Source organism: Amycolatopsis sp. (assembly GCF_036008905.1).
Lineage (GTDB): Bacteria > Actinomycetota > Actinomycetes > Mycobacteriales > Pseudonocardiaceae > Amycolatopsis.
In genome coordinates, this window is the sequence record NZ_DASYMU010000062.1 from 1 (window position 1) to 25363 (window position 25363).

Annotated in this window: 20 protein-coding genes; 8 read left to right on the forward strand and 12 right to left on the reverse strand. The window is 68.3% G+C overall.

The genetic code is table 11. The features are described from left to right. Window positions 1-144: 144 nt before the first annotated feature. Window positions 145-1017, reverse strand: a complete 873-nt coding sequence (locus VGP60_RS12170; protein ID WP_327548057.1) for an alpha/beta hydrolase — start codon at window positions 1015-1017, stop codon at window positions 145-147. A gap of 74 nt (window positions 1018-1091) precedes the next feature. On the opposite strand from VGP60_RS12170, the gene VGP60_RS12175 reads away from it, so the two are divergent. Beyond that, the gene (locus VGP60_RS12175; RefSeq protein ID WP_327548058.1) at window positions 1092-1817 is read left to right on the forward strand and encodes a helix-turn-helix domain-containing protein; all 726 of its coding nucleotides are present in this window, start codon (window positions 1092-1094) and stop codon (window positions 1815-1817) included. A 197-nt stretch (window positions 1818-2014) separates the two neighbouring features. On the opposite strand, the gene VGP60_RS12180 is transcribed toward VGP60_RS12175, so the two are convergent. From VGP60_RS12180 to VGP60_RS12190, 3 genes are read right to left on the reverse strand one after another with little or no spacing between them, the layout of a single operon-like run. Continuing rightward, window positions 2015-2893, reverse strand: a complete 879-nt coding sequence (locus VGP60_RS12180; protein WP_327548059.1) for an alpha/beta hydrolase family protein — start codon at window positions 2891-2893, stop codon at window positions 2015-2017. Beyond that, the gene (locus VGP60_RS12185) at window positions 2890-7512 is read right to left on the reverse strand and encodes a polyketide synthase (protein ID WP_327548060.1); all 4623 of its coding nucleotides are present in this window, start codon (window positions 7510-7512) and stop codon (window positions 2890-2892) included. Before VGP60_RS12185 ends, VGP60_RS12180 begins: the two co-directional genes overlap by 4 nt. After that, window positions 7512-9257, reverse strand: a complete 1746-nt coding sequence (locus VGP60_RS12190; RefSeq protein ID WP_327548061.1) for a fatty acyl-AMP ligase — start codon at window positions 9255-9257, stop codon at window positions 7512-7514. Before VGP60_RS12190 ends, VGP60_RS12185 begins: the two co-directional genes overlap by 1 nt. Window positions 9258-9640: 383 nt before the next feature. Here VGP60_RS12190 and VGP60_RS12195 point away from each other — a divergent pair, with 383 nt between their 5' ends. After that, window positions 9641-11008 (forward strand): MFS transporter, encoded by a 1368-nt coding sequence (locus VGP60_RS12195; RefSeq protein ID WP_327548062.1) that lies wholly within the window; start codon window positions 9641-9643, stop codon window positions 11006-11008. A gap of 2 nt (window positions 11009-11010) precedes the next feature. Here the strand turns inward: VGP60_RS12195 and VGP60_RS12200 are convergent, their stop codons facing one another. From VGP60_RS12200 to VGP60_RS12235, 8 genes are all read right to left on the reverse strand, one after another. After that, complete coding sequence (locus VGP60_RS12200) at window positions 11011-13221, reverse strand: MMPL family transporter (RefSeq protein WP_327548063.1); 2211 nt, start codon at window positions 13219-13221, stop codon at window positions 11011-11013. Between the two features lie 78 nt (window positions 13222-13299). Then, window positions 13300-13932: a TetR/AcrR family transcriptional regulator gene (locus VGP60_RS12205; RefSeq protein ID WP_327548064.1), complete on the reverse strand. Its 633-nt coding sequence runs from the start codon at window positions 13930-13932 to the stop codon at window positions 13300-13302. Window positions 13933-14091: 159 nt separating this feature from the next. Further along, the gene (locus VGP60_RS12210; protein ID WP_327548065.1) at window positions 14092-15387 is read right to left on the reverse strand and encodes a HAMP domain-containing sensor histidine kinase; all 1296 of its coding nucleotides are present in this window, start codon (window positions 15385-15387) and stop codon (window positions 14092-14094) included. 18 nt (window positions 15388-15405) lie between these two features. Beyond that, a complete protein-coding gene (locus VGP60_RS12215; RefSeq protein WP_327548066.1) occupies window positions 15406-16098 on the reverse strand; it encodes a response regulator transcription factor in 693 nt (230 codons plus the stop codon). Window positions 16099-16118: 20 nt separating this feature from the next. Continuing rightward, a complete protein-coding gene (locus VGP60_RS12220) occupies window positions 16119-16340 on the reverse strand; it encodes a peptidylprolyl isomerase (protein WP_414640328.1) in 222 nt (73 codons plus the stop codon). Window positions 16341-16957: 617 nt separating this feature from the next. Next, entirely contained in the window at window positions 16958-17767 is an 810-nt protein-coding gene (locus VGP60_RS12225) for a sugar phosphate isomerase/epimerase family protein (protein WP_327548067.1), read from the reverse strand. Continuing rightward, the gene (locus VGP60_RS12230; protein ID WP_327548068.1) at window positions 17764-18924 is read right to left on the reverse strand and encodes a dihydrodipicolinate synthase family protein; all 1161 of its coding nucleotides are present in this window, start codon (window positions 18922-18924) and stop codon (window positions 17764-17766) included. The genes VGP60_RS12225 and VGP60_RS12230 overlap by 4 nt, the downstream gene beginning before the upstream one ends. A gap of 75 nt (window positions 18925-18999) precedes the next feature. Beyond that, the gene (locus tag VGP60_RS12235) at window positions 19000-20034 is read right to left on the reverse strand and encodes a LacI family DNA-binding transcriptional regulator (protein ID WP_327548069.1); all 1035 of its coding nucleotides are present in this window, start codon (window positions 20032-20034) and stop codon (window positions 19000-19002) included. A 145-nt stretch (window positions 20035-20179) separates the two neighbouring features. Here VGP60_RS12235 and VGP60_RS12240 point away from each other — a divergent pair, with 145 nt between their 5' ends. The 6 genes from VGP60_RS12240 (at window position 20180) to VGP60_RS12265 (ending at window position 25353) form a co-directional block, all read left to right on the forward strand. Then, window positions 20180-21037 (forward strand): ABC transporter permease, encoded by an 858-nt coding sequence (locus VGP60_RS12240; RefSeq protein ID WP_327548070.1) that lies wholly within the window; start codon window positions 20180-20182, stop codon window positions 21035-21037. Window positions 21038-21047: 10 nt separating this feature from the next. Then, entirely contained in the window at window positions 21048-22064 is a 1017-nt protein-coding gene (locus VGP60_RS12245) for an ABC transporter substrate-binding protein (RefSeq protein ID WP_327548071.1), read from the forward strand. Continuing rightward, window positions 22061-22855: an ABC transporter ATP-binding protein gene (locus tag VGP60_RS12250; RefSeq protein ID WP_414640329.1), complete on the forward strand. Its 795-nt coding sequence runs from the start codon at window positions 22061-22063 to the stop codon at window positions 22853-22855. Before VGP60_RS12245 ends, VGP60_RS12250 begins: the two co-directional genes overlap by 4 nt. A gap of 85 nt (window positions 22856-22940) precedes the next feature. Beyond that, on the forward strand, window positions 22941-23714 hold the full coding sequence (locus VGP60_RS12255; RefSeq protein WP_414640330.1) for a lysophospholipid acyltransferase family protein: 774 nt from the start codon (window positions 22941-22943) through the stop codon (window positions 23712-23714). A 17-nt stretch (window positions 23715-23731) separates the two neighbouring features. After that, complete coding sequence (gene lpdA, locus VGP60_RS12260) at window positions 23732-25129, forward strand: dihydrolipoyl dehydrogenase (RefSeq protein ID WP_327548073.1); 1398 nt, start codon at window positions 23732-23734, stop codon at window positions 25127-25129. Window positions 25130-25167: 38 nt separating this feature from the next. Next, complete coding sequence (locus VGP60_RS12265; protein ID WP_327548091.1) at window positions 25168-25353, forward strand: hypothetical protein; 186 nt, start codon at window positions 25168-25170, stop codon at window positions 25351-25353. Window positions 25354-25363: the final 10 nt, after the last annotated feature.

The following is a 25363-nucleotide window of genomic DNA, read 5'->3' on the forward strand; positions in this document are numbered from 1 at the left end:
GCGTCGTCAAACGACGGCAAGTCGGAGCGAAACTCACCAAACGAGCCGACCACCGAGAAGCAAGGTACGCGGACCCACCGAACATCCGGCTGACACCTCGGGCAGCTTAAGTCAGTGGCATTGCTGTCGACAGATGGCGAAAGGTCAGGCGGTGCGCCGCGCGTTGCGGACGATGCTTTCCACGAACGTCGGCCAGAGCGGGCGCGGCAGGTCGTGGCCCATGCCCGGAATGAGCACGAGTTCCGAATCCGGGACGGCCGCGGCGGTCGCCTTGCCACCGGACTGGTCGACCAGCGGGTCCGCTTCGCCGTGGATGACGAGCGTCGGCACGCTCACCGTGCGTAGTCCTTCGGTGCGGTCATGCGAAGAAATGATGGCGGCCGTCTGCCGCGCCCCACCGGCCGGATGGAACGCGCGGTCGTAGCTCGCGGCGGCCTTGGCACGGCGTTCTTCTTCGCTGAGCGGAAAACCGGGCGAGCCGATGACGACCGAACCGATCGCGCCCTGCTCGATGGCCTGTTCACGACTGGTCGCGGCCGGCCGCAGCAACACTCCGAGCGCCTCCGGTGTGGCGCTGCCCACGGTGGGGTCACCGGTCGTCGACATGATCGAGCAGAGGCTCAGCAATCGCGCCGGATGGTTGATCGCGAACAGCTGCGCGATCATGCCACCCATTGACGCGCCGACCACGTGGGCCTGGGAAATGCCGAGCGTGTCGAGCAGCCCGGCGACGTCGTCGGCCATATCCGGCAGCCCATAGGGCGCCTGCGACAGGTCGCCGCCGAGCAGCGCTGTCAGATTCGGCACCAACAGGTCGTCGAGGTAGGTCGACAACCCGACGTCCCGGTTGTCGAACCGGATCACGCGGAATCCCTCACCGGCTAGCAAACCGCAGAAATCGTTATCCCAGTTGATCATCTGGGCACCGAGCCCCATGACCAGCACGAGTGCCGGATCTTTTGCGGAGCCGAAGGTTTCGTATTCCAGGTCAAGGCCGTTCGAGTTCGCGCGAGGCATGCACCCAGCATAGTGATCGCCGCTGTGGGGACGCTGTTGGCGAAATGGACCGCCTGGCGGCTACTGTGCGATTCATGCCGCACTCGTCCGCTGGGTCAGGAAGCCGGCCGCGATCACGGACCGCGGCGGGCCTTCCTCCGGTCACCGCGGACGGGATCATCGACGCGGCCATGCGCCTCACCGTCGATGTCGGCCTCGAAAACTGGACCGTGCGCCAGCTCGCCTCCTCCGTCGACGCGTATCCGGCGGTCATCTACCACCACGTCGGTGATCGCGACGCCGTCGTGAAAGAGGTCTGCGAGCGCGTCCTCCTGCGGCTGCCGATCCCCGACGCCGGATTGCCCTGGCGCGACTGGTTCGGCGAGCTGCTCCTCGGCATGCGTCCCGTGCTGCGCGAGCACCCGGGCGCCGCCCGCCGGATCATGCTGCTCGAGCTTTCGGTGTCCTCCTCGGCGATCATCATCGAGCGCGGGGTCGCCGCCCTGCTGGAAGCCGGCTTCGGCGAGGAGAGCGTGCTCGTCTACACCGTGCTGATGTCCACGGCGTTCCAGCACATCGCGATGGAGGACGACCGCGACCAGCAGGCCCGCGCGCGGTTCGACAACGCCGACACCTTCCTCGCCTACCGCGACAGCCAGGAGAAACCCGGCCTCGCGGCGATGGCCGAAGCACTCGACGAGACCATGGGGAAACCCGAGATGGCGGCCGGGTACTACGGGCTCATCTACGAGTACGCGGTCACCCGATGCCTCGAAGGCGTCAGCGTACGACTCGAAGAGATCCGCAGCGTCACCGAGTGACTGCTTGTTGAACTGTGCTCGTTGAAACGGTGCTCGTTGAACTGTGCTCGTTGAACCGTGCTCGTTGAAAACTGTCCCGGTCATAGAGACAGAGGCGTGACAGCGAGTCGGCGTAACGTGGAGGTGCCGCCGAAGGCTTCGGCTCTGGGTGTGCAGGCCCCCGGTGCCCACCTCCCCCCTCGAGGTGCCGGGGGTTCTTACTTCCCGGCTTCGAGGACGTCGAGCGCGTAGGGCCAGAACTCGGTCAGCTTGCGCCGCCAGTTGGTCCAGAAGTGGACGCCGGGTGAGAAATTCGTGGTGACATCCACGCCCGCCTCGACGAGCCGCGTGGCCAGATCGTCGGAAATCGCCCGCGAATACCGTTCCATCAGGCCCATCCCGGGGACGAATTCTTCACCGGAGGTCCGGTGCCCGTCCCCCGCGGCGAGGTAGACCTTCGTCCCGGCGAGCTCGGCCGCGCGCACGTACGGATCGTTCGCGGCCCAGTTTTCGGCGCAGTGGCGGCGCGGTCCCCAGATCAGGCCGGGCCGCATTCCTTCCCGGATCGCCAGCAGGCCAAGCAGGCTCGCCATGCCGGGCCGGGTGATGTGGGCGAACCCACTCAGCGAGGCGACACCTCGGAACAGCCCCGGTTTCCGGATGGCGTAGCGCAAGGCGCCATAGCCGCCCATCGAAAGCCCGGCGGCCATCCGGACGTCCGACGCGCCGTACTCACGTTCGAGAAGTGACAGCAGTTCGACGGTGTGGAAGGTCTCCCAAAGCGGGACGGTTCCCTCGCGGTCAGTGACTTTCCAATCGGTGTAGAAACCCATCCGGCCCGCCGACGGGATGACCACGAGCACGTCGGACTCGGCGGCGAGCGCCACGATTTCCGTGTGCTTGGTCCAGGCGAGGTGGTCATCGGACGAGCCGTGGAACAGGTACAGCACCGGGTATGTGGCGTGGTCGCCCGGCCGCCAGCCCCGCGGCGTGAGCACGGTCGCGGCGGCTTCCCGGCCGAGCGCGGGGGAGTGGAGCCGCAGCTCCAGCACTCCGGCGCCGGTGGAGGTCTGGTCGAGCACGGTCAGTCCGCTCATCGGACCAGCTCTACCAGACGCCTGCTCCTGAGCAGGCCGCCGAGGTGACCGGCGATGTGGTCGACGTTCGGCGGGTCCAGTAGTGAAAGGTGGTGCCCGGGAACGGTGACGACGTCCAGTTCGGGGCACACCGCGTCCCAGCCGCGTGCCGGGTCCGAACGGTCGAACCGCTCGTCCTTCAGCCCGCCGGGGATGGGTTCGGCGGCGCTGAAGAGCACGACCCGGCCGTCGTAGGACTCCGGGCGGTACCGCTCCAGCGAGCGAGTGTCCAAAAAGGACGTCCGCTGGTGGTGCAGGATCGCTTCGCTGACCGCGGTGTTGATCAGCCCGCTGGAGCGGATCGTGTCCACCAGCAGTTGCACCTGCTCCTCGTCCCCGAGCCGGGCCATCCGCTCGAAGGGCAGGTCGAGCTTCCGGCCGTAGCTGGCTTCCAGGAACTCGCCGAAATGCTTGAAGCGCTTGGCGTTGAGCTCCTCGTCGGGCAAGCCCGTCAGGTTCGGCAGCGGGATGATCGCGTCGATGAGCACGACCACCTCGACGTCTTCGCCCGCCCGCCGCAGCTGCTGGGCCGTCTCGAAGGCGAGATGACCGCCGTAGGACCAACCGGCGAGCCGGTACGGCCCGTGCGACTGCACGCTCCGCAGCTCGGGAAGGTACTGGCGCACCTTGTCTTCTACCGACGACGGGCCTTCGCGACGGTCGAGGCCGTACAGCGGGACGGCCGGGTCGAGCAGTTCGCCGAGCTGCCGGTACACCGCCGTGTCACCGCCGGCGGGGTGGAAGAAGAACAGCGGCGGCTGGGTGCCGTTTGCCCGGAGCACCCGCAGCGGCGAACCGTTCGTGTCGTCCTCCCGGACGTGCCCGGCCATCCGCTCGATCGTCGGGAACTCGAACAGCTCCGCGGTGCTGAACTCGCGGCCACTGCGTTCGGCCAGCAACGCGGTGACCCGCTCGGCTTGCTCGTTGTCTCCGCCGAGGGCGTAGAAGTCTTGGGTGACACCGACATCGCTGCCCAGCACGTCGGTCCACGCGTGGGTCACCAGCCGCTCGGCGGCGTCACGCGGGCCGATCAGCTTCGGGACCAGCCGCAGCCGGACGGGCTCGTCACGGATACCGAGTTCGGCGCACAGCCAGTCCTCGGTCTCGGTCACGCTCGCGCCCTGGAGCAGCAGCGACACCGGGAGCATGACGCCGAAATCGTGCTCCACGGCGTTCCGGACCCGGACCGCGAGCAGCGAGTCGACGCCCAGCGCGGTCAGCGGCGCCTCGGTGTCCAGCTGGCCCGGCGCGAATCCGAGCACCGACGCGATCCGCGCACACAACTGACCCGCGACCATCGAGCGCGCCGACGACATAGGCAGGGCGCGCAGCATGTCCACGCCGGTCCATTCGGGAGACTCGGTGAGGGGCGCCCGCGGCTTTGCCTCGGTGACGACGAGTTCGGCGGCGGCTTGGAGACGCCAAGAGCCGCCGGCGGTCTTGACGTGCACGGTGAACCGGGCCTTGCCGGGACCGATGGGGGAGAGCGTGGACGTCACCGGGCGGGTTTCGTCGAGCGGTTCGTGCAGGACCAGCGAGTGGAGCGTGACCTGCTCGGCCATGACGTCGAAAGCCGTGCGCGCGGCGGCGCCGGCCATCTCCGGGTACGCCGAGCCGGGACGGCCGGATTCGGTGTGCCACACGTGCTTTCCGTCCTCGGGCAACGCGATATGCGTGCCGAGCAGCGTGCTCTGGCCGGGTGCTATGGGCACCGCCCGCGGCAGCCAGTGCCGCACGTGCCGCCACGGTGTGGTCGGCAGGTCGACGAGCGTGCCTTCGCGGCGGACCGGGCCGGCGTCCCGCGTGAGTTCGAGCGCGGCCAGCTGAGTGTGGAAATGCATGGTCTCGTTATCGGACTGGCGCAGGGTGGACAGCACGAGCGCGGCCGGATGTCCTTGTGCGACAGCGTTGTCGGTCAACGCGTGCCGCAACACGGGATGCGGCGAGAGCTCGACGAATTGCCGGTAGCCGTCGGCCAGTGCCGCCGCCACCGCACCGGCGAAGCGCACCGGCTGGCGCAGGTTGGCCGCCCAGTAGGCCGCGTCGAACTCCGGCCGCGAGCGGGGTTCGGCCAGCGCGGTGCTGTAGAAAGCGATGCTCGCCGCGTTCGGCCGGAGCTCGGTGAGCCCGTCGGCCAAAGTGGCGGTGACGCTGTCGACGATCGGCGAATGCGCGGCGACATCGAGCTTGATCAGCTTGGCCAGCAGGCCGCGAGCGTCCACTTCGGACACGATCCGGCGCACGCTCTCGGCGCGCCCGGCGACGACGGTCTGGTTGGGTGCGGACAGTACCGCGATGTCCACATCGGACAGTCCATCGACCAGCTCACCCGCTTCCTCGGCGCCGAGTTCCAGCAACGCCATCGCGCCATCGCCGGCCAGCGACGCGAGTAGCCGCGACCGCAGGGCGACCACCATCGCGCCCTCGGCCTCGGTCAGCGCGCCCGCGACGACCGCCGCGGCGACCTCGCCGAACGAATGCCCGACGACCGCCGCCGGGACCACGCCGTATGAGCGCCAGAGCTCGGCCAGCGCGACCTGGATCCCGAAGACCAGCGGCTGCACGTGATCCATGGTGACGGCGTCGATGCCGAGTAGCAGGTCTTCCCGCAGTGAGAACCCGGATTCCCGCCGGATCACCGGATCCAGGCGCCGGATGGCGGCGGCGAAGACGGGTTCGTCGGCCATGAGCCGTCGCCCCATGCCCGCCCATTGCGAGCCGTGCCCGGAGAAGACGAACACCGGCCCGTTTTCGTCGGTGAGCGGGGAACCGGACACCGTCGACGGCGACTCTTCGCCGAGCGACAACGAACGGAGCCCGGCGACGAGCTCGTCGAGGTCACGCGCGGCGACGGCGGCGCGATGACGGCCGGACAACTTGCGCGACAACGTCCATTCGACCCCGGCCAGGTCGGGGCCGTGGTGCCACAACCAGGTGGCCAGCTGACCGGCGGATTCCTGCAACCGTCCGGAATCCGGGGCTCCCAACAGGAAGCGGCGGTACCGGCCAGGGGACTTGGCGGGGACCTCGCCGGGTGCCTGCTCAAGAATCGCTTGTTCGACAATGATGTGGGCGTTGGTGCCGCCGAAGCCGAATCCGGACACCCCGGCGAGGGCCGGAGTGTCGCGTGAGGGCCAGGACCGTGCGGTGTCCACAACGGACAGTCGAAGCGCGTCGAAGTCGATGTGCCGGTTCGGCGCCGCGTAGTTCAGGCTCGCCGGAATACGCTGGTGCACAAAGGAAAGAACCACCTTGATCAGGCCGACGATCCCCGCCGCCGCTTCCAGGTGCCCGAGGTTACTCTTGACCGAGCCCAGCAGCAGCGGCTTTTCACTGGACCGTCCGGCGCCCAGGACAGCGCCGAGCGCGCCCGCTTCGATCGGGTCGCCGAGCAGCGTGCCCGTGCCGTGCGCTTCGACGTAGTCCACGGTCGCCGGGTCGATCCCGGCCTGGCCGTACGCCGTGCGCAGAAGTGCTTGCTGCGCCTCGGGATTCGGTGCGGTGAGGCCGTTGGACCGGCCGTCGGAGTTGGTGGCCGAGCCGCGGACGAGCGCGAGCACGCGATCACCGTCGGCGCGGGCTTCGGAAAGCCGTTTGAGCACGACGACCCCGGCGCCTTCCGCGCGCGCGATGCCGTCCGCGTCGGCGGAGAACGGCTTGCACCGGCCGTTGGCCGAGGAGATGCCCATCTGGTCGAAGTTCGCCGTGACCGCCGGGCCGAGCAGCAGGTTCACCCCGCCGACCACGGCCAGGTCGCTCTCGCCGGAGCGCAGGCTCTGCACGGCGAGATGCACGGCCGTCAGCGACGACGAGCACGCCGTGTCCACCGACATACTGGGTCCGCGCAGGTCAAGGGCGTACGAGAGCCTGTTCGCGGCGATCGCCAGCGCCGCGCCGGTGCCGACCCAGGCGTCGACTCCGGCGACGTCGGCCAGCGAGAGCGCGCCGTACTCGGTGCCGCTGATGCCGACGAACACCCCCGTCCGGCTACCGCGCAGGGACGCGGGCGCGATGCCCGCGTGCTCCAGCGCTTCCCAGGCGACTTCGAGCATCAGCCGTTGCTGCGGGTCCATCCGAGCCGCTTCACGCGGCGCGATACCGAAGAACTCCGCGTCGAACCCGGCGATGTCGTCGAGGAAGCCGCCCCAGCGCGTTGTTTCCGCGGGCACGCCCGCGTACTCCGCCCAGCGATCCGGCGTGACTTCGGAGACGGCTTCGAGGCCTTCGCTGAGCAGCCGCCAGAACTGCTCCGGACCGTTCACGCCACCCGGCAACCGGCAGCCGAGGCCGACTATCGCGATCGGATCCTCGGTGGACGTGTGCACCTCGGCAGCGGGAGCCTCGGTGTTTTCGCTGGTCAACGCCGACGCGAGCTGCTCGATGGTCGGGTGTTCCCAGAGCAGCGTCGCCGGTAGCGAGCGCTCCAACAGGTCTTCCAAGCCACCGGACAGCTCGACGGCGTCACGCGAGGAAAAGCCGTAGTCGTCGAGCGGGAGCCGCGGGTCGATCTCGGCCTGGTCGAGTTCGCAGATTTCCGCGACCTGCTCGACCAGCCAACGAGTGAGTTCCTCGGCGGTCATCACGGGCGATCACTGCCCGCCGCCCAGAACCGGGCTTTTGTCGCCGCCCGCGCGATCTTGCCGCTGGAGGTGCGCAGCACCCCGCCCGGCTGCACGAGCTCGAAGCCCTTCAGCTTGACGTCGTGTGCCGCGGAAACGGCGCGCTTGACGGCCTTGGCCACCTCGTCGGCGTCGATCTCGCCCGCCGCGGCCTTGCGGTCGAACTCCGCGACCACGGCGGCGCCCTCCACCCCCTGCTCGGTGGTGACCGCGAACGCGGCGACCCTGTCCTGTTTGATCGCGGGATGGGCGTTCTGCACGGTGACCTCGATGTCCTGCGGGTAGTGGTTCTTCCCGTCGATGATGATGAGGTCCTTGATCCGGCCGGTGATGTAGAGCAGGCCTTCGTGGTAAAGCCCCAGGTCACCGGTGCGCAGCCACCTTCTTGACGAGCCCGGTTCGCCGACGAAGGTCTCGGCGGAGCGCTCGGGCTGCTGCCAATAGCCGTCGGCGATGTTCGGGCCGTGTGCCCAGATCTCGCCGACCTCGCCGTCCTGGCGGGTGACGCCGGTGGCCGGGTCGACGATCCGGACCAGCTGCGTGTGGGTGCTCCCGGCGGCGACCAGCTCAAGCGCGCCTTCGGTGCCGTGTGCCACGGCCATTCCACGGTCGCCGGCGAGGGCCGCGCGATCGAAAGCGGTGACGACCGGGCCCTTTTCGTCGGTGCAGGTGACGAATACCGTGGCTTCGGCCAAACCATAGGACGGCCTATGCGAAGTCCGCGCGAAACCGTGCGGGCCGAACGCGTCCTGGAAAGTGGAAATGGTACTCGCGCGCACCGGTTCACTGCCGTTGATGATGACGCGGACGCCGGAGAGGTCCAGCCCGGCGCGGTCGGCCTCTTTCACCTTCCGCACACAGTACTCGAAAGCGAAATTCGGGGCAGCGGCGAACACACTGGGATAATCGGACATCTGGCGCAACCAGCGCGCCGGGCGCATGATGAAATTGAACGGTGTCATGAATACCGAACGCGCTCCGGTCAGCACCGGAATGCACAGCATCTGGATGAGTCCCATATCGTGGAAAAAGGGAATCCAGCCCGCGCAGGTCCAGTTCCCGTCGACGCCGAACGCGTCCGAGGCCTGCCAGCTGTTCGTGACCACCGCGCGGTGCGTGATGACCGCGCCGGCCGGGGCCCGCGTGGAGCCGGAGGTGTACTGGAGGTACGCCGGGGCGTCCATGTCGAGCGGGACCGGCTCGAACTGCACGGAGTCTTCGGAGAGACTGTCGACGGCGATGATCTGCTTCGGCATCGGGACCGGGTTCTGCTCCGCCAGCTCGCGCACGGCGTCCAGGGAACCTTGGGAGGTAAGCCAAATCTCGGCCGCGCTGTCGGCGAGCGCGCCGACGAGCCGCTCACCGTGCTGGCTGACCTCGGGGGCGAACAGCGGCACCGCGATGGTGCCCGCGTGCAGGGCGCCGAGGAAGGCGACGACGTACGTCAGGTCCTGCGGCGCGAGGATCGCGACACGCTGGCCGGGAGAGGTCACCCTGGCGAGCTCGGCGGCGGTGGCGCGCACCTTGCGGGCGAGTTCCGCCCAGGTGACGGTGAGCTCGGCGCCGTCGCGATCGGCCGAGAAATCGAGATAGGTGAATGCGGGTTCGGAGGATTCTTCGCGGTCGAACAGATAGCTGGTCAATGGTCCCAAGGAAGGGACCAGGCCGTCCGTCGGTTCGGGGTACCGGCGCTCAGCCAAGGACATGTGCACTCTCCCACATGTAGAAAGTCTTCTTTTGGGCGGGGGCCATGCTTGTCGAGCCACCACAGTACTTTCCTGCTTCTTCACGGAATTCGCCTGGTTCCTTCTCGAAGGAACCTTTCGCCGATTTCGACATCGCCGGTCGCGGGGGAACGAGCACGGCAGGGCGAATCGCGCATTGGGCTGACAAGTGTGATGACCGTAGTTACGCCGCCAGGCGCGCGCAAGGCTTTAGCCACTGGTCCCACCGATAGAGTGACAACCGATCCTGGCGACAAGTAACTCTCCGCGACATTATTCGGGTTATGTGAAATGCATTCGTTTCTTATGGGTGACTTTGCCGGGGCGCCGGTCGCGGATCGAACACCACTTGCCATGCTGGCGGCATGCAACGTGGAGACCGGCCATGGCTGACGCTCGTCGCCGGAGTGCTCGGTGGCGCGATGGTGGGCCTCGACGGCACCGCGATCACCATCGCCGCCCCGTACATCTCGGAGTCGGCCGGAGCCACCCTCGGCCAGCTCGAACTGATCGCCAACGCCTACCTCGTCGCCCTCGCCGTCGGCCTGCTGCCCGCGGGCAGGCTCGCCGACCGCATCGGCAGGCGCAAGACGTTCGTGCTCGGTGTGCTCGGCTTCGGCTTGGCGTCATTGGGCATCGCGTTGTCGAGCAGTGTGTGGGCGTTGGTGCTGTTCAGGGTCCTGCAAGGACTCGCGGGCGCGCTGCTGCAGCCCGCGGCGCTCGCCTTGGTGCGTAACGCTTTCCCCGCCGAGAAGCTCGGCCTGCCGCTGGGGATCTGGGGCGGGGCGAACGCGCTGGCCATCGGGCTCGGCCCGGTCATCGCCGGGGTGATCGTCGGCAGCTGGAAGTGGCAGGCGGTGTTCCTGCTCAACGTGCCGATCGCGGTGATCACCATCGTGCTGGCCTTCTTCGCGGTCAAGGAGTCCAAGGGGCCGCGCCACGGTGTGCCCAAGGCGCTTCGCAAGCTGGTCGCCACCCGCGCGGTTTGGCTGGGCTCGGTGATGGTCGCGATCAGCTCGTTCGGCGTGTTCGCGCTGTTGTTCCTGCTCACGCTGTTCCTGCAGAACGTCAAGGGCCTCGGGCCGATCGAAGCCGGCGCGTGGATGCTGGCGCCGACCTGTGTCGTGGTGCTGTCCGCGCCGATCGGCGGCCTGCTGGCGCAGCGCTTCGGCCCGCGCTGGCCGGTGGTCACCGGGCTGGTCTCGGTGGCGGCGGGCCTCATGGGGCTCACGCTGCTCGACTCCGATGCCGGCTTCAGTGACCTCCTCTATCCGTCGGTCCTCGTCGGCTTCGGCACCGGGCTCTGCGTGATCGCCGCGACCGAAGCGATCATGGGCGCCGCTCCCGACGAGTCCAGTGGCTCCGCGTCGGCCCTGCAGCAGGTCGCCAGCCAGGTCGGCGGCGTGCTGGGCATCGCCACCGTCGGCGCGGCGATGTCATGGCAGGTCTCGCAAACGCTTCCGTCCTGGGTTTCAACGGCCGGACTGGAGAAGCCGCTCGGCGACGCCGTCCTCGCCGGCAAGGACGCCGTCGCACAGGGCAACGTGCCGCGCGGCTTCGACCCGGCCGCCGTCGGCGGCGAGCTCGCGGGCGCCGTGCGCGCGATCAGTCACCTCAGCTTCGTCGGCGGCATGGGCACCGCGCTGGTGATCTCCGCGGGCGTCACGATGGTGGGCGCGATCCTCGCCCTCTGGCTCCCGTCACGCGTCGACGCCGAACTCGTCCCCGCCTAGGTTCAGCGGCGGCCGCCATCTGCCGACAGATGGCGGCCGCGCGGGCTCCGGGCGAGTTTGCTCGGCCACCAGATGATCCGTCCCAGGTCGACGGCCAGCGCGGGGACCAGCAGCGATCGCACGATCAGCGTGTCCAGCAGCACCCCGAACGCCACCAGGAACGCCACCTGCGCCAGGAACAGCACCGGGAGCACCGACAGCGCCGCGAAGGTCGCCGCCAGGACCACCCCGGCCGACGTGATCACCCCGCCGGTCACGGTCAGCGCGCTCAGCGTCCCGCGTTCGGTCCCGCGCATCAGGGCTTCCTCTCGCGCACGGGTCATCAGGAAGATGTTGTAGTCGATCCCCAGCGCGACCAGGAAAACGAAGGCGTACAACGGGATCGACGGATCCGCGCCGGGGAAGCCGAACACGTCGTTGAACATGATCGCCCCGACACCGAGCGTCGCGCCGAAGGACAGCACGACCGTGCAGATCAGCAGCAGTGGCGCCAGCAACGCCCGCAGCAGCAACGCGAGCACGGCGAAGATCACCAGCAGCACGATCGGGATGATGGTGTCGCGGTCGTGGGTGGCGGCGGCGAGCATGTCCGCCTGCTGCGCGCTCTGCCCGCCGACCTTGGCGTCCGCGCCGGGGATGGCGTGCAGCGTGGTCCGCAGCTTCTCGACCAGGTCCACCGCCGCCGTGGAATCCGCCGGATCCCGCAGGGTCGCGTTGATTTCGATCATGCCGTCGACGACTTTCGGCCCGGCCGCGGGCTTCGCGGGATCGGCCGGGGTCGGCAGGATCGAGACGATGCCTGGTTCGTCCTTGATGGCGGCCACCACCCGTCCCGCTGACTCGGCGCGCGCGGTGATGACCGCGGGGCTCCCGGTACCACCGGGGAAATGCGCGCTCAGCACGTTCTGCCCGGTCACCGCCTCGACTTCGTTGAGGAACAGGTCCTGCTGGGAAGTCCCCTCCGCCTCGAGGAACGGTGCGAACAGGACACCGACGAGCAGCACCAGCGTGGTGATGATCCACGTCCAGCGTGGCCTTTTCCGGACCAGGACGGCGATCGCGTCGAACATCCCGTGCGTGATCCGGCGATGCTTGCGCGGCACCGGATCCCCCGGCCAGAACGCCGTGCGCCCGACCAGCATGAGCACCGCGGGAAGGAACGTGAGCGAGGACAGCAGCGCCCCGGCGATCCCGATCGACGCCACCGGCCCGAGACTGCGGTTCGACGTCAGATCGCTGGCCAGCAGGCATAGCATGCCGAGGATGACCGTGCCGCCGGACGCGCCGATCGGCTCGAGCGACGAGCGCCACGCGATCCGCATCGCGTCCGACGCCTTGGCGTGGCGGAGGAGCTCCTCCCGGTACCGCGCGACGAGCAGCAGCGCGTAGTCCGTCGCCGCGCCGAACACGAGGATCAGCAGGATGCCCTGCGACTGGCCGTTCAGCGTCAGCAGGCCCGCCGACGCCAGCCAGTAGATGACCGCCGACGACACCGCCAGCGCCAGCCCGGCCGAAACCAGTACGAGCAGCGGCAGCAGCGGGCTCCGGTAGACCACGATCAGGATCAGGGCCACGATCGCCGCGGTGATCATCAGGAGCAGGCCGTCGATGCCGCCGAACACCTCGGCGAAGTCGGCGTTGTACCCGCCAGGCCCGGTCGCCAGCGCCCGAAGTCCTGGTGGCAGACCGGCTTTCGCCGTCTCCCTGATCTCCTTGACGGCGTTGCCCGCCAGGTACGGGTCCGCGCCGGAGACGGGCATCAGGATCTGCGCGGCCTTCCCATCCTCCGACGGGATGGGGGGTGAGATCTCGCCATCGAGACCGGGCGCGCCGGCGAGTTCGGCGGCCTTCGCGCGGATGACGGCGTTGTCAGCCATGGTCAGGCCCGAACCGCGCTCGAACACGACAACGGTGACGAGCAGCCTGTTCTGCGCGAACCGCTCCTGAAGCCGTTGCACGGCGGTGGACTCCGCGTTCGCGGGCAGGAAGGAACCGGGGTCGTTGCTCTGGATCTCGCTCAGCTTGCCGAGATATCCCGCGCCGCCGCTGCCGAGCACCAGCCAGACGAGCACCAGTAGCGCGGGCAGTAACCAGCGTCGGCGTCGTCGTCTTTTGGATGTGACTGTGGGCGTGGGGTCAGGCGGTGACGGGTCTTGCTGGGCTTGCGGGGGGACCAACAGCGTGCCCGAAAAAACGCCGCTCTGCGGGGGCATACCGCAGTGTCGCACGCAAAAGAGCGCCAAGATTCACACTAATGTGTAGGGTCCTGGCGCTTCGCTCGTGACCGTCCGTCAGGGCCGGGGATCGTCCTCCTGGATCTGCGGGAAGACCTCGGCGACGAGGGTGACCAGTGACTTGCTGAGCAGGACGTGTACCTGCTGCCGCGAGAGCGCGCCGCGCACCAGCCATTCCCGGCCGGCCGCCTTCACCATTCCGCCGAACGCCCTCACCAGCGCGTTCAGTTCGCTTCCGTGCGCGCTGTCAGGGGAGAGGCCGACGGCCTCGAGTACCCGGTTCGCCGATTCGGTGTCGGCTTCTTCGAGGATTCGTTCGACTTCGAGGTCACGCCCGATGCCTTCCGGCGCGATCGCGGCGAGCCACATTTTCTCCTGGCTCTTCACCATGTCCAAGAACCAGTCGATGGCGACGTCGGCACGGAGCTCGATCGGGCCTTCCGGCAGGATCGTCACGGCGAGTCGCGGGACAGTCAGTGCGCGCTTGATGACCGCGAGGTACAGCTCACGCTTGGTGCCGAAGTAGTGGTTGATCAGACCGCGGGCCACGCCGGCGTCCGCCGCGATGTCCGAAGTGGACACATCGGAATACGGCCGCTGGCTGAAGAGCTGGACAGCGCAGATGAAGATCTGTTCCTTGCGCTCGTCCGGTTCCAGTCTTCGCCATCTCGGTGCGGGGTCGGTACTCATCTGTTTATTTTCGCACGCGGCTCTTCGCCCGGCAGTTCGATCCGTGCTAAACCGCAGAATGCGTAACGTGAAGCCGGGTTATCGGCGCAGGGGAAAGTTTTGATTCCGCGTCAATGCGGAATGCGGAGAACGCGCCGAGCCGTCCGAATGCTGTTTCCCTTACTCCGCCTCACCGTTCCCCCGGCCGATGGGCAGCAGCAGGGTGAAGGTCGGCGGCGAAGGTGTCGTCAGCCGCAACCGGCCGCCCTCGGCCTCGGCGAGACCGCGGGCCAGCGGAAGCCCGATGCCGTGGCCGGCGGGTGCGCCCTGTCGTGGGGAGAACGGGTCCAGGTCATTGTCGAGGCTGGGTCCTTCGCAGGTCACGTCGATGGCGAGCGCGCCACCGGCGTCCCGCGCCGTCATGGTCACCGTTCCCTGGCCGTGGGTGACGGCGTTGTCAAGCAGCACACCGAGGATCTGCCGGACGGCCGGCGCGGACGCTTGCGGCGGTGGCGCGCCGAGGTGGTCGATGCGCAACGTCCGGCTCCGGTCGGTCAACAGGCTTTCCCAGCATTGCCGGACTTCGTCGAACAGCGCGTCGACGTCGAGGGGCGACCGCTGGGTGCGGGGCTGCCGGGCCAGCGCCAGCAGGTCGTCGATGGTGCGTTCCAGGCGGTCCGCCGAGGCGATGCCCGAAAGGAGCGCGGCCCGGACGTCGACGCCCGGCGACACGAGCGCGGTTTCCAGTTGCAGCCGCAGCCCGGTCAACGGCGTCCGCAGCTGGTGCGAGACGTCCGCGGAGAACGCCCGTTCGCGCTCCAGGGTTTCGGTGACGCGGTCGGCGGTGGTGTTCAGCGCGGCCGCGACCTGGTCGATCTCGTCGATCCCGGCGCGCGACGCCCGCACGGTGAAGTCGCCCTCGCCGAACCTGTTGGCGGCGGTCGAAAGTTCCTCCAGCGGGCCGGCGAGCCGCGCGGCCAGCCTGCGGGCCAACAGCCAGGTCGCGGCGAGCGCCAGTACCGCCGAACCGCCCATCGCGAGCCAGGTCAGCGCGGTGCGACGGCGAAGCTCCTGATGCGCGGTCGCCGCCCGCACGATCCCGATGACCATCGCCCCCCTGAGCACCGGCACCGCGATGACCAGGTCCTCACCGACGTCACCCGAGGCGAAGTCGGTGTCTTTCACGGCCAGCACCACCGGGTCCGCCGACACCGGCCCACTCCCGGCGATCAGCTTCCCATCCGGGGTGTAGAGCCCGATCCGGTGTTCGTAGGCGTTGGGCGGGAGCTCCGGGACACGGCGGCCGGCGGCCAGGTCGTCGCTGACCGACAGCGCCACGGAGTCCGCGGCGCGCTCCAGCACGGCGTACTCGTTGTCGACGTAGTACCTCGCGACGGCGACGGCGAACGGCAGTCCGAACAGGCCGATCGCGAGCATGGCGGATACCACGGTGAGGGTCACGATCCGGCGGCGCACGCCCGCGATTGTGCCTTTTCAGTCCTGGGGGTGTTCGAGCCGGTAGCCGTGACCGCGCAGCGTCGAGATCCGTGGCGCCGGGCACTCCTCCGCAGGTGAGGAGAGTTTCCGGCGCAGCGCCGCGATGTGTACGTCGAGGGTTTTCGTGGAGCCGTACCAGCGCGCGTCCCACACTTCGGCCATCAGCGTGTCCCGGCTGACGGCGATGCCAGGCTCCTCGGCCAGCCGGGCGAGCAGGTCGAACTCCTTGGCCCGCAGGAAGATTTCCTCCCCGCCCAGGCTGACACGCCGCCGGGCGAGGTCCACTCGCAGCGGCCCGACGGTGATCGCGGGCCGGTTGGCCGCCGTCGCCGGCCCGCGTCTGAGATGGGCGCCCACTCTGGCGAGCAGCTCCCGGAGCCGGACCGGCTTGGTGAGGTAGTCGTCGGCGCCGGCCTCGAGCCCGACGATGACGTCCATCTCCTCACTGCGCGCCGTCAGGATCACCAGCACGGCCGACGGCATCGCGGCCCGCAACCGGCGGCAGACCTCGATCCCGTCGAGATCGGGCAGGCCCAGGTCGAGAAGCACGAAATCGAACCCGCCGACGGCTCGCCTCAGCGCGCCGCGGCCGGTGCGCTCCCACGAGACTTCGTAGCCCTGAAGCCGCAGGCTCGACTCGAGCGCGGTGCCGATCGTCTCGTCGTCCTCCACCACCAGAAGCCGTGACATGAAGGGAGCGTAACCAATATTTACGGCCCGACAACGACTTCGGCGAAGGTCACCGGCTGCCGTTGGTGTCCGCGCCCGCGTTGGTCATGAAAGATCTCGTCCTTGAACGAGTAGCCGGGACCGCTCGTGTCGGTGCCTGTCGGGTCGCCGCACTGCGGCATCTGCAACCCTTCGACGGGGAGCCGGTGACAGGACGTACCCGTGTAGTCACCCTGCTTAGCCAGACTGAGAAAACTGTGCACCGCGCACGGCTCGCGATGGCGCAGGTTGAATGGTCACGAAAACGGGGGAGTGGTAACGGGGGCGTGAGAATTCTCGACTTGAGGAATTGAGCTGAACGCGCGTGAGGGAGGACGACGATGGTGGGACGTTGGGTGGCGTTCGCGGCTGTCGTTGTCGCGCTTGGCGGGTGTGCGGTGAGTGTGCCGGGGAAGGCCGTGCCGGTGGGGAGTGTGGCGCCGGCTTCGACGGTTACGGCGCCGCCTTCGGTGGTGGTTGTTCAGCCGCCGGTTACTGTTCCGGCTCCCGCGCCTGCGCCCAGTAAGAGTTTGACGCAGTGTCAGCAGTTTGCCGCTGAGGGGTATTCGTTCGGTTATGCGTACAACGCTTGGGTTCGGGCGGGGTATCCGGTTGGTTGGGACGCTGACCGGGACGGGTTGCCTTGTGAGCAGAGCTATGGGGAACAGAATTGACCGGTTTGGGGGCACGGCTCAAGGTGGTCACCTCCAGAGGTGCGGCTAGAAGCGTGTGTCTATTGGCAGGCGCGCGATCAGGGTCAGGGCGTGGCATGGGTGGGCACGGCAAGCAGGTGCTGGGGGCGCCCTGCTCCCGCAAACGTGGCTTGCTTCCAGTGGTTGGGCTATTGGACGTGGGTTTGGTAGGACGTGATCACCGCGGCCAGGACTTCGGCGCCGGGGCGTTGCCATAGGGCGGTGTTGAAGACTTCTACTTCGATGGGGCCGGTGTAGCCCGCGGCTTCTACGCAGGCGCGCAGGTGGCGGTGGTTGATGGGGCCGTCGCCGGGGAGGGCACGGCCCATCAGGGTGTCCGTCAGGGGGACGAGTTGGTCGCAGACGTGGAAGCCCGCGATACGGCCGGAGGCTTTGGCGATGGACTCTTCGATGCGGGGGTCCCACCAGACGTGGAATTCGTCGATGACGACGCCGACAGCTTCGGTGGGGTGTTCTTCGGCGATGGCCAGTGCTTGGTCCACTGTGGACAGGACTGAGCGCTCGGCGCATTGCATGGGGTGCAGGGGTTCCAGGCCTAGACGGACGCCGCGTTCCAGAGCCAGTGGGGCTAGCGCGCCGATGGCGTCCGCGACTTGTTGGCGGGAGCCGGAGAGGTCGTTGTCGGCGATTCCGCCGACGACCAGGACCAGGACATCGGCGCCGAGTTGGGCGGCTTCGTCCAGTGCGGTCTTGGTTTCGGCGAGACCGTCTACAAAGGAACCCTCGGGGGTGACGTTCGTGAAGAAGCCGCCCCGGCACAGGGAGGAGACCTTGAGGCCGTGGTCCTTGATCAGCTTCGCGGTTTCCTGGACGCCGGTCTCGGCGACCTTGTCTCGCCAGAGGCCGATCCATTCGACGCCGGACTCGGCGCAGCCGGCCACGGCTTCGGGGACCGACCAGGTCTTGGTGGTGATTTGGTTGAGGCTCAGGCGGTTCATTGGTCGACTCCTGCGGCGGCCAGCAACGGCAGCATTCGAGTGACGGCGAGGTCGGGGTCGGCCAGGGCGCCCGCGGCGTCGGCCAGGCGTAAAACGGTGGCGAGGTGGGTGATGGATCTGCCGGACTCCAAGCCGCCGATCATGCGGAAGTGCCGTTGGTGGCCGTTGAGATAGGCCAGGAAGACGACGCCCACTTTGTACATCGGGGTGGGGGCGCGGAAGATCTCGCGGGAGAGGGGGACTGTGGGATCCAGGAGCGAACGGAAAGCGGTTGTGTCGCCGGCGTCCAGGGCGCTCAGGGCGGCGCCCGCGACGGGGGCGATGGCGTCGAAGATGCCTAGCAGGGCCTCGCTGTGGCCTTCGGTGTCACCCGCGATCAGTTCGGGGTAGTTGAAGTCGTCACCGGTGTAGCAGGCGACGCCGTCTGGGAGGGAACGGCGGAACTCGACTTCGATTTCGGCGTCCAGGACGGAAACTTTGACGCCGGAGATCGCCGAGGCATGTTCGGTACACAGGGCGGCCAGTTCCCTGGCGGCGGCCCGGACGTCGGCGTGGCCCCAATAGCCCGCCAAAGCCGGGTCGAACTGTTCGCCCAGCCAGTGGAGCATGACCGGGGTGCCGGCGGCTGAGAGGAGCTTTCCGTAGGCGGCGCGGTAGTCGGCCGGGCCCGAGGCCGCGGACGCCAGGGCGCGGCTGGCCATCACCACCGGGATCGCGCCCGCGGTGGTGACCATGTCCAGTTGTTCGCGCCAGGCGTCGACGACGGAGTCCACTGTGGATGGTCCGGCCGGTAGCTGGTCGGTGCCGACTCCCGCTACCCAGCGGCCGCCACTGGCACGGGCTTCCTCGCCGGTGCGCCGGATCAGTTCACGCGTGTTCGCCCAGTCCAGGCCCATGCCGCGCTGTGCGGTGTCCATCGCCTCGGCGACGCCGAGTCCGCACGACCACAGATGGTGCCGGAAAGCGAGCGTGGTGTCCCAATCGACGGCGACCACGGCTGACGGGTCCGCGGGGGAGAGCGGGTCGACGACGACGTGCGCGGCCGCGTAGGCCGTGCGCGAGGTCGGATATCCCGGCGTCGGCGTGGGTGAACGGCGGCCGGAAGGGGTCCACGAGACCAGCGTCCCGTCAAGGGCAGGGAGTGAGAGCGCGGTCATGGGCCGCCTTTCGTGGTTCTTGAAAGCGCTTTCTCAGAACGTAGGTCACCACGGCGCCAGGGACAAGAGCGGGTTCTACTTCTTCGGCGGGGCAGTGCTTCCGCGCAGCACGACTTCACCCGACAGGCGCAGGATGCGGCTACGGCCGCCACGCGCGCCCTTGATCGCGAGTTCCATGGCGCGCTCGCCGAGCTCCTCCAGCGGAAGGGCGACGGTGGTCAGCGGCGGGGTCAGGTCTCGTACCACGGGTACGTCGTCGAACCCGGCCAGCGACATCTCGCCGGGCACGGAGATCCCGGCCTCGCGCAACGCCGTCAGCGCGCCGATCGCCATCACGTCGGTCACGGCGAACACGCAGGTCGGCTTGGTCTTCCTGGTGAGCATTTCCTGCACCGCGGCGTATCCGCCATCGCGGGTGAACGCCGCCTCGACGATGTCGTCTTCGGTGAGCTCGACGCCTTTCGCGGCCAGCTCGTCGGAGAACCCGCTCAGCCTGTCGTTGACCGTGGTCATCGAGCGTGGCCCGGCGAGCACCGCGAACCGCCGGTGCCCGAGCTTCAGCAACGCCTTGGCCAGCGCGGCCGCGCCTTCCCTGTTTTCCGGTTGGACGGTGTCGACCTTCAAGCTCCGGTGCCTGCTGACCACCGCGACCTGCCCGCCGCCGCGCCGGTACGGGTCGAGCTCCGCGGCCATCGCCTGCTCCCAGTGCCGGTCCTCGAACCCGGAACCGATCAGCAGGATCGCCGACGCGCGCTGGGCCCTCAGCATCGAGACGTACTCGATCTCCTTGTGCGGGTCGCGGAACGTGCTCGCGAGCATGACCAGCAGCCCGTTGTCACCCGCCACCCGCATGACACCGCGCGCGATGGCGGCGAAGTACGGGTCGCTGACGTCGTGGCAGATCACGCCGACGGTGGGCTGCGAACCACCCGCGAGCGCCTGCGCGTGCGCGTTCGGCGTGTACGCCAGCTCGGACGCGGCGGAGACGACCCGATCCCGCAGATCCGAGCGCACATTGGTGGTGCCGTTGAGGACTCGCGAAGCCGTCGCCAGCGAAACCCTCGCGCTGCGAGCGACTTCTTCGAGCGTCACATGGGGCCGGGCGTTCATGGGTCCTCCGGGGCTGCGTGCCGAGTCCTTGACCGATAAGTCCGATCGTGCCTAGTCTAGCTGAAAGCGCATTCTGCAAGCGCTTTCAGGCACACTGGTCAGCCCATTCGTGTCATCGGCCACCTCGGTGGGAGAACGGACGGACATGGTTTCGCAGAGGCTCACGGAAACGTCGCAGAACGGGATAGCCGCCCGCTCCCGACCCGGTATCGCGACCAGGCTGGCCGGTTTCCTCGAACGCGCTTGGCGCCCGGCCGCGTTGCTCGCGGGGCTGTTCGTCGCTTGGTGGGTGGTCACCGCGGCCGGCCTGATCGAGCCGTATCTGGTGCCGTCGCCAGCCGACACCATCGGCGCGATCACGGCGAAACCCGAGTACTTCTGGGACAACACGGTGACCACGGCGTACGAAACCTTCCTCGGGTTCGTGATCGCTGTCGCGATCGGGGTGATCGCCGCGGTGTTCATGGTGTCCTCGGCGACGGTGGAAAAGACGTTATATCCCCTGCTGCTGTTCGCGCAGGTCGTCCCGAAAATCGCGATCGCACCGCTGTTCGTGGTGTGGCTCGGATTCGGCTTCACCCCCAAGATCGTCATCGCCGTTTTGATGGCCTTCTTCCCCGTGGTGATCTCGATGGTCACCGGGCTGAAGTCGATCGACCCCGAAATGCTGCAGCTGTCCGCGACCATGGGCGCCAAGCCCGCGCAGACGTTCTGGAAGATCCGGTTCCCCGCCTCGCTGCCGCATCTGTTCACCGGGCTCAAGGTCGCCGCGACGATGGCCGTCACCGGCGCGGTGGTCGGGGAGTTCGTCGGCGCGGATCAGGGCCTCGGCTTCGTGATCCTGCAGGCCAACGGCAACCTCGACACCCCGGTCCTGTTCGCCGGGCTGCTGATCATGGTGCTGCTCGGCGTGCTCCTGTTCGTGCTCGTCGAGTGGCTCGAAGCGCTCGTCATGCCGTGGCACGCCAGCCGCCGCCCCGATTCCGCCACTACAACGCTGTAGGAGAGCTCCCATGAGGAAACGAGCGCTGGCCATCTGTGTGGCCGCCGTGTTGTTGCTGGCCACCGCTTGTGGCGGCGGTTCGGAAAAAACCACCGGCGCCGACGGTAAACAGCTCGACAAGGTCACCCTGATGCTCAACTGGTACCCGTACGGCGAGCACGCGCCCTTCTATTACGGCAAGGCCAAGGGCATCTACGCCAAGCACGGCATCGACCTGACCATCCAAGCCGGCCAGGGTTCACAGAAAACCGTGCAGGCGACCGGGGCCGCGCAGGTCGACTTCGGCTGGGCGGACACGCCCGCGCTGCTGGCCGCCGTCGGACAGGGGATGAAGGTCAAGAGTGTCGGGGTTTTCCTGCAGACCACGCCGTCCTCCGTACAGTTCTTCGCGGAGAAGAACATCAAGACCCCGGCCGATCTCAAGGGCAAGAAGATCGCTTCCACCGCGGGTGACGCGCTCAGCAAGACGTTCCCGGCGCTGCTGAAGGCTGTTGGGCTCAGCGATTCCGACGTCTCGCTGCAAAACACCGACGCCGCCGGGAAGATGGCGGCCGTCCTTTCCGGACAGACCGACGCGCTGCTCGGCTACGCCACCGACCAAGGCCCGACCATTCAGGAGAAAGCCGGGAAACCGGTGTCCTATCTGCGTTACGCCGATCTAGGGCTGAACTTCTACAGCAACGGCCTGCTCGCCTCCGAGCGCGTGCTCAGCGAAAAGAAGGAGCTGACCCAGCGGATGGTCACCGCGTCGAGCGAGGCGTGGACAGCGGCGAGCGCGGATCAGCCGGGCGCGGTCGACGCGATGACCGGCGCGTCCGAGCAGCTGCCGTCGAAGGCCGTGCTCACCGAGCAGTTCGCGAAAACCCTCGAGCTCCTCCACACGGACCTGACCCAGGGCAAGGCACCCGGGGTGAACACCGCGGCCGATTGGCAGAAGACGATCGACGTCTTCGCGACCGCCGGGATCATCCAGAAGCCGCAGGCACCGAGCGCGTACTGGGACGCGGCCTTCGAGGTGAAGGGGTGAGCCCCGTGCAGACAGCGGTGACCCACGCAGTCGAGCTCGACGGTGTCGCCGTGCGGTTCCGGAGCAAGAAGACCGACGTCACGGCGTTGCGGGACGTGTCGCTGCGGGTGGCCGACGGCGAGTTCGTGACGATCGTCGGCCCGTCCGGTTGCGGGAAGTCGACGTTGCTCAAGCTCGCGTCCGGGCTGCTGCGGCCGTCCAGCGGTGCGGTGCGGCTGCGCGGCGACACCGTCACCGGCCCGCGCCGCGACATCGGCTATGTGTTCCAGCGCGCGGCGCTGCTGGACTGGCGGACCGCGCGGCGCAACATCCTCCTGCAGGCGGAGATGCGGCACATGCCGTCGGCCGACGCCGAGAAACGGACCGACGAACTGATCGCGATGACCGGTCTCACCGGCTTCGAGGACGCGTATCCGCACGAGCTGTCCGGCGGGATGCAGCAGCGGGTCGCGCTGTGCCGCGCGCTGCTGCACAAACCGCCGCTCCTGCTGATGGACGAGCCGTTCGGCGCGCTCGACGCGCTGACCAGGGAGCAGATGAACGTCGAGCTGCGCCGGATCTGGCGGGAGACCGGCACCACCGTGCTGCTCGTGACGCACTCGATCGCCGAGGCCGTCTACCTCGCGGATCGGGTGGTCATGATGACCGCGCGGCCGGGCACCGTCGCCGGGGTCATCGACGTCGACCTGCCCGCGGAGCGCGATTACGTACGCACCATGGCCGATCCGGAGTTCGCGCGGGCGACCCGGCACATCCGCGAGCACCTGGGGGCCACGTCCGCTTCGGACTGAATTGAGTGTGACGTAGGCCGCTTTTCGAAGGTGATAGCGAGGCCGGGAGTCCCATCCGGACGGTCATCGGCTACGAATGGATCTCATGCCGGGCCGAAACCGCTGGACCACGCTGGACGCCGCGCGCGGTCCGCTCACCTTCCGTCAGATGATCACCTACGGCCGGCGCTTCGCCCGCGCCGGCAGCGGGGCCTGGTACAGCGCGGCGGTCTCGATTATTTGGCCGTTCCTCGTGCTGTTCACCCGGTTCCGGGTCGCCGGGGCGGCCAACGTGCCGAAGGCCGGTGGCGTGCTCGTGGCGTCGAACCACCTTTCCTTCGCCGACCCCGCGACGCTCACCGCGTTCTGCCTCGAAGCCGGGCGCGTGCCCCGCTACCTGGCCAAGGCCAGTCTCTGGGACGTGCCACTGCTCGGCTCGGTGATGCGCTCCGGCAAGCACATCCCCGTCTACCGCGGCGCGCCCACCGCGAGCGGCGCGTACCGCGACGCCGTCGCCTCGGTGCGGTCGGGCGAGTGCGTCGGGATCTTCCCCGAAGCCACCTTCTCCGACGACGTCGGCGGCTGGCCGATGAAGGGCAAGACCGGCGTCGCCCGGATCGCGCTGGAAACCGGCGCACCGGTGATCCCGGTGGCGAACTGGGGCACCCACCGCCTGCTGCCGTCGACGGCCTGGTTCCCGCGCGGCATCCCGCGCAAGACCGTCGACCTCGTCGCGGGCGCGCCCGTCGACCTGGCCGATCTTCAGGGCCCCGACCCGTCGCGCGAGGTCCTCGAAGAGGCCACGGCCCGGATCATGGCGGCGATCACCGCCCTGCTCGCGCGGGCGCGACGAGAGTCACCGCCCGTCAAACGCGGGTGAGGACTAGGTTTGGTGGTATGAGTGGACACTTCGATGTGGTAGTGCTGGGCGCCGGTCCCGGTGGGTACGTAGCGGCCATCCGGGCCGCCCAGCTGGGTATGTCGGTCGCCGTGGTGGAGGAACGCTACTGGGGCGGCGTCTGCCTGAACGTCGGGTGCATCCCGTCGAAGGCCCTGCTGCGCAACGCCGAGCTGGCGCACATCGTCACCAAGGAAGCCAGGACGTACGGCATCCACTCGGACAGCCCGATCACCTTCGACTTCGGCACCGCCTTCGACCGCAGCCGCAAGGTCGCGGACGGCCGCGTCAAGGGCGTGCATTTCCTGATGAAGAAGAACAAGATCACCGAGTTCAACGGCCGGGGCACCTTCACCGACGCCAACACCATGCGCGTCGCGGGCGACGACAACACCCAGACCATCACCTTCGACCACTGCATCATCGCCGCCGGCGCGACGACCAGGCTCCTGCCCGGGACGTCGAAGAGCGAGCGCGTGGTGACCTACGAGGAGCAGATCCTCGAGCGGAAGCTGCCGAAGAGCATCATCATCGCCGGCGCCGGCGCGATCGGCGTCGAGTTCGCCTACGTGCTGCACAACTACGGTGTGCGCGTCACCATCGTCGAGTTCCTCGACAGGATGGTCCCGCTGGAAGACGCGGACGTGTCGGCGGAACTCGCCAAGCGCTACCGGAAGCTGGGCATCGAAGTCCTGACGTCCACGCGTGTCGAGTCCATCGACGAATCCGGCGCGCGGGTGCGCGTGACGGTGTCGAAGAACGGCCAGGAGCAGGTGCTCGAAGCCGACAAGGTGTTGCAGGCCATCGGTTTCCAGCCGCGGGTCGAGGGCTACGGCCTGGAGAACACCGGCGTCGAGCTGACCGAACGCGGCGCGATCGCCATCGACGGCCACTGCCAGACCAACGTCCCGCACATCTTCGCCATCGGCGACGTCACCGCGAAGCTCATGCTCGCCCACGCCGCCGAGTCGATGGGCATCATCGCCGCGGAGACCATCGGCAAGGCCGAGACCATGGAACTCGACTACACCATGATCCCGCGCGCGACCTTCTGCCAGCCGCAGATCGCCAGCTTCGGGTGGACCGAGCAGCAGGCGCGCGACAAGGGCTTCGACGTCAAGGTGGTGAAGTTCCCGTTCACCGCCAACGGAAAGGCGCAGGGACTCGGGGACCCGGGCGGGTTCGTGAAGATCCTCTCGGACGGGGAGCACGGGGAGTTGCTGGGGGCGCACATCATCGGGCCTGAGGCGACCGAGCTGCTGCCGGAACTGACCCTGGCGCAGCAGTGGGACCTGACGGTGACCGAGGTGGCGCGGAACGTCCACGCGCACCCGACGCTGGGTGAGGCCGTCAAGGAAGCCATCCACGGCTTGGCAGGCCACATGATCAACATGTAGTTCCGCCATCTGTCGACAGATGGCGATGGTCAAGGAACTTGCCTGAAGGTCCTTTCGCGGCGCTGCTGGCGGGCAAGCCGGCCGCGACCCCGGCGCAGATCCGCACCGCGCTGGTGTCGAGCTCGATCGACCTCGGCCCGGCGGGCTTCGACACCGTCACCGGTGCCGGCCTGATCATGGCGGGCCCGGCGCTCGCCGCCCTCGGCGTCCCCGCCGTCGGCTAGCTGACCCGGT

Coding starts and splice junctions, on each gene's coding strand:
- VGP60_RS12170 (WP_327548057.1), bottom strand. CDS start 1,017: ATGCCTCGCGCGAACTCGAACGGCCTTGACCTGGAATACGAAACCTTC.
- VGP60_RS12175 (WP_327548058.1), top strand. CDS start 1,092: ATGCCGCACTCGTCCGCTGGGTCAGGAAGCCGGCCGCGATCACGGACC.
- VGP60_RS12180 (WP_327548059.1), bottom strand. CDS start 2,893: ATGAGCGGACTGACCGTGCTCGACCAGACCTCCACCGGCGCCGGAGTG.
- VGP60_RS12185 (WP_327548060.1), bottom strand. CDS start 7,512: ATGACCGCCGAGGAACTCACTCGTTGGCTGGTCGAGCAGGTCGCGGAA.
- VGP60_RS12190 (WP_327548061.1), bottom strand. CDS start 9,257: ATGTCCTTGGCTGAGCGCCGGTACCCCGAACCGACGGACGGCCTGGTC.
- VGP60_RS12195 (WP_327548062.1), top strand. CDS start 9,641: ATGCAACGTGGAGACCGGCCATGGCTGACGCTCGTCGCCGGAGTGCTC.
- VGP60_RS12200 (WP_327548063.1), bottom strand. CDS start 13,221: ATGCCCCCGCAGAGCGGCGTTTTTTCGGGCACGCTGTTGGTCCCCCCG.
- VGP60_RS12205 (WP_327548064.1), bottom strand. CDS start 13,932: ATGAGTACCGACCCCGCACCGAGATGGCGAAGACTGGAACCGGACGAG.
- VGP60_RS12215 (WP_327548066.1), bottom strand. CDS start 16,098: ATGTCACGGCTTCTGGTGGTGGAGGACGACGAGACGATCGGCACCGCG.
- VGP60_RS12225 (WP_327548067.1), bottom strand. CDS start 17,767: ATGAACCGCCTGAGCCTCAACCAAATCACCACCAAGACCTGGTCGGTC.
- VGP60_RS12230 (WP_327548068.1), bottom strand. CDS start 18,924: ATGACCGCGCTCTCACTCCCTGCCCTTGACGGGACGCTGGTCTCGTGG.
- VGP60_RS12235 (WP_327548069.1), bottom strand. CDS start 20,034: ATGAACGCCCGGCCCCATGTGACGCTCGAAGAAGTCGCTCGCAGCGCG.
- VGP60_RS12240 (WP_327548070.1), top strand. CDS start 20,180: ATGGTTTCGCAGAGGCTCACGGAAACGTCGCAGAACGGGATAGCCGCC.
- VGP60_RS12245 (WP_327548071.1), top strand. CDS start 21,048: ATGAGGAAACGAGCGCTGGCCATCTGTGTGGCCGCCGTGTTGTTGCTG.
- VGP60_RS12255 (WP_414640330.1), top strand. CDS start 22,941: ATGCCGGGCCGAAACCGCTGGACCACGCTGGACGCCGCGCGCGGTCCG.
- lpdA (WP_327548073.1), top strand. CDS start 23,732: ATGAGTGGACACTTCGATGTGGTAGTGCTGGGCGCCGGTCCCGGTGGG.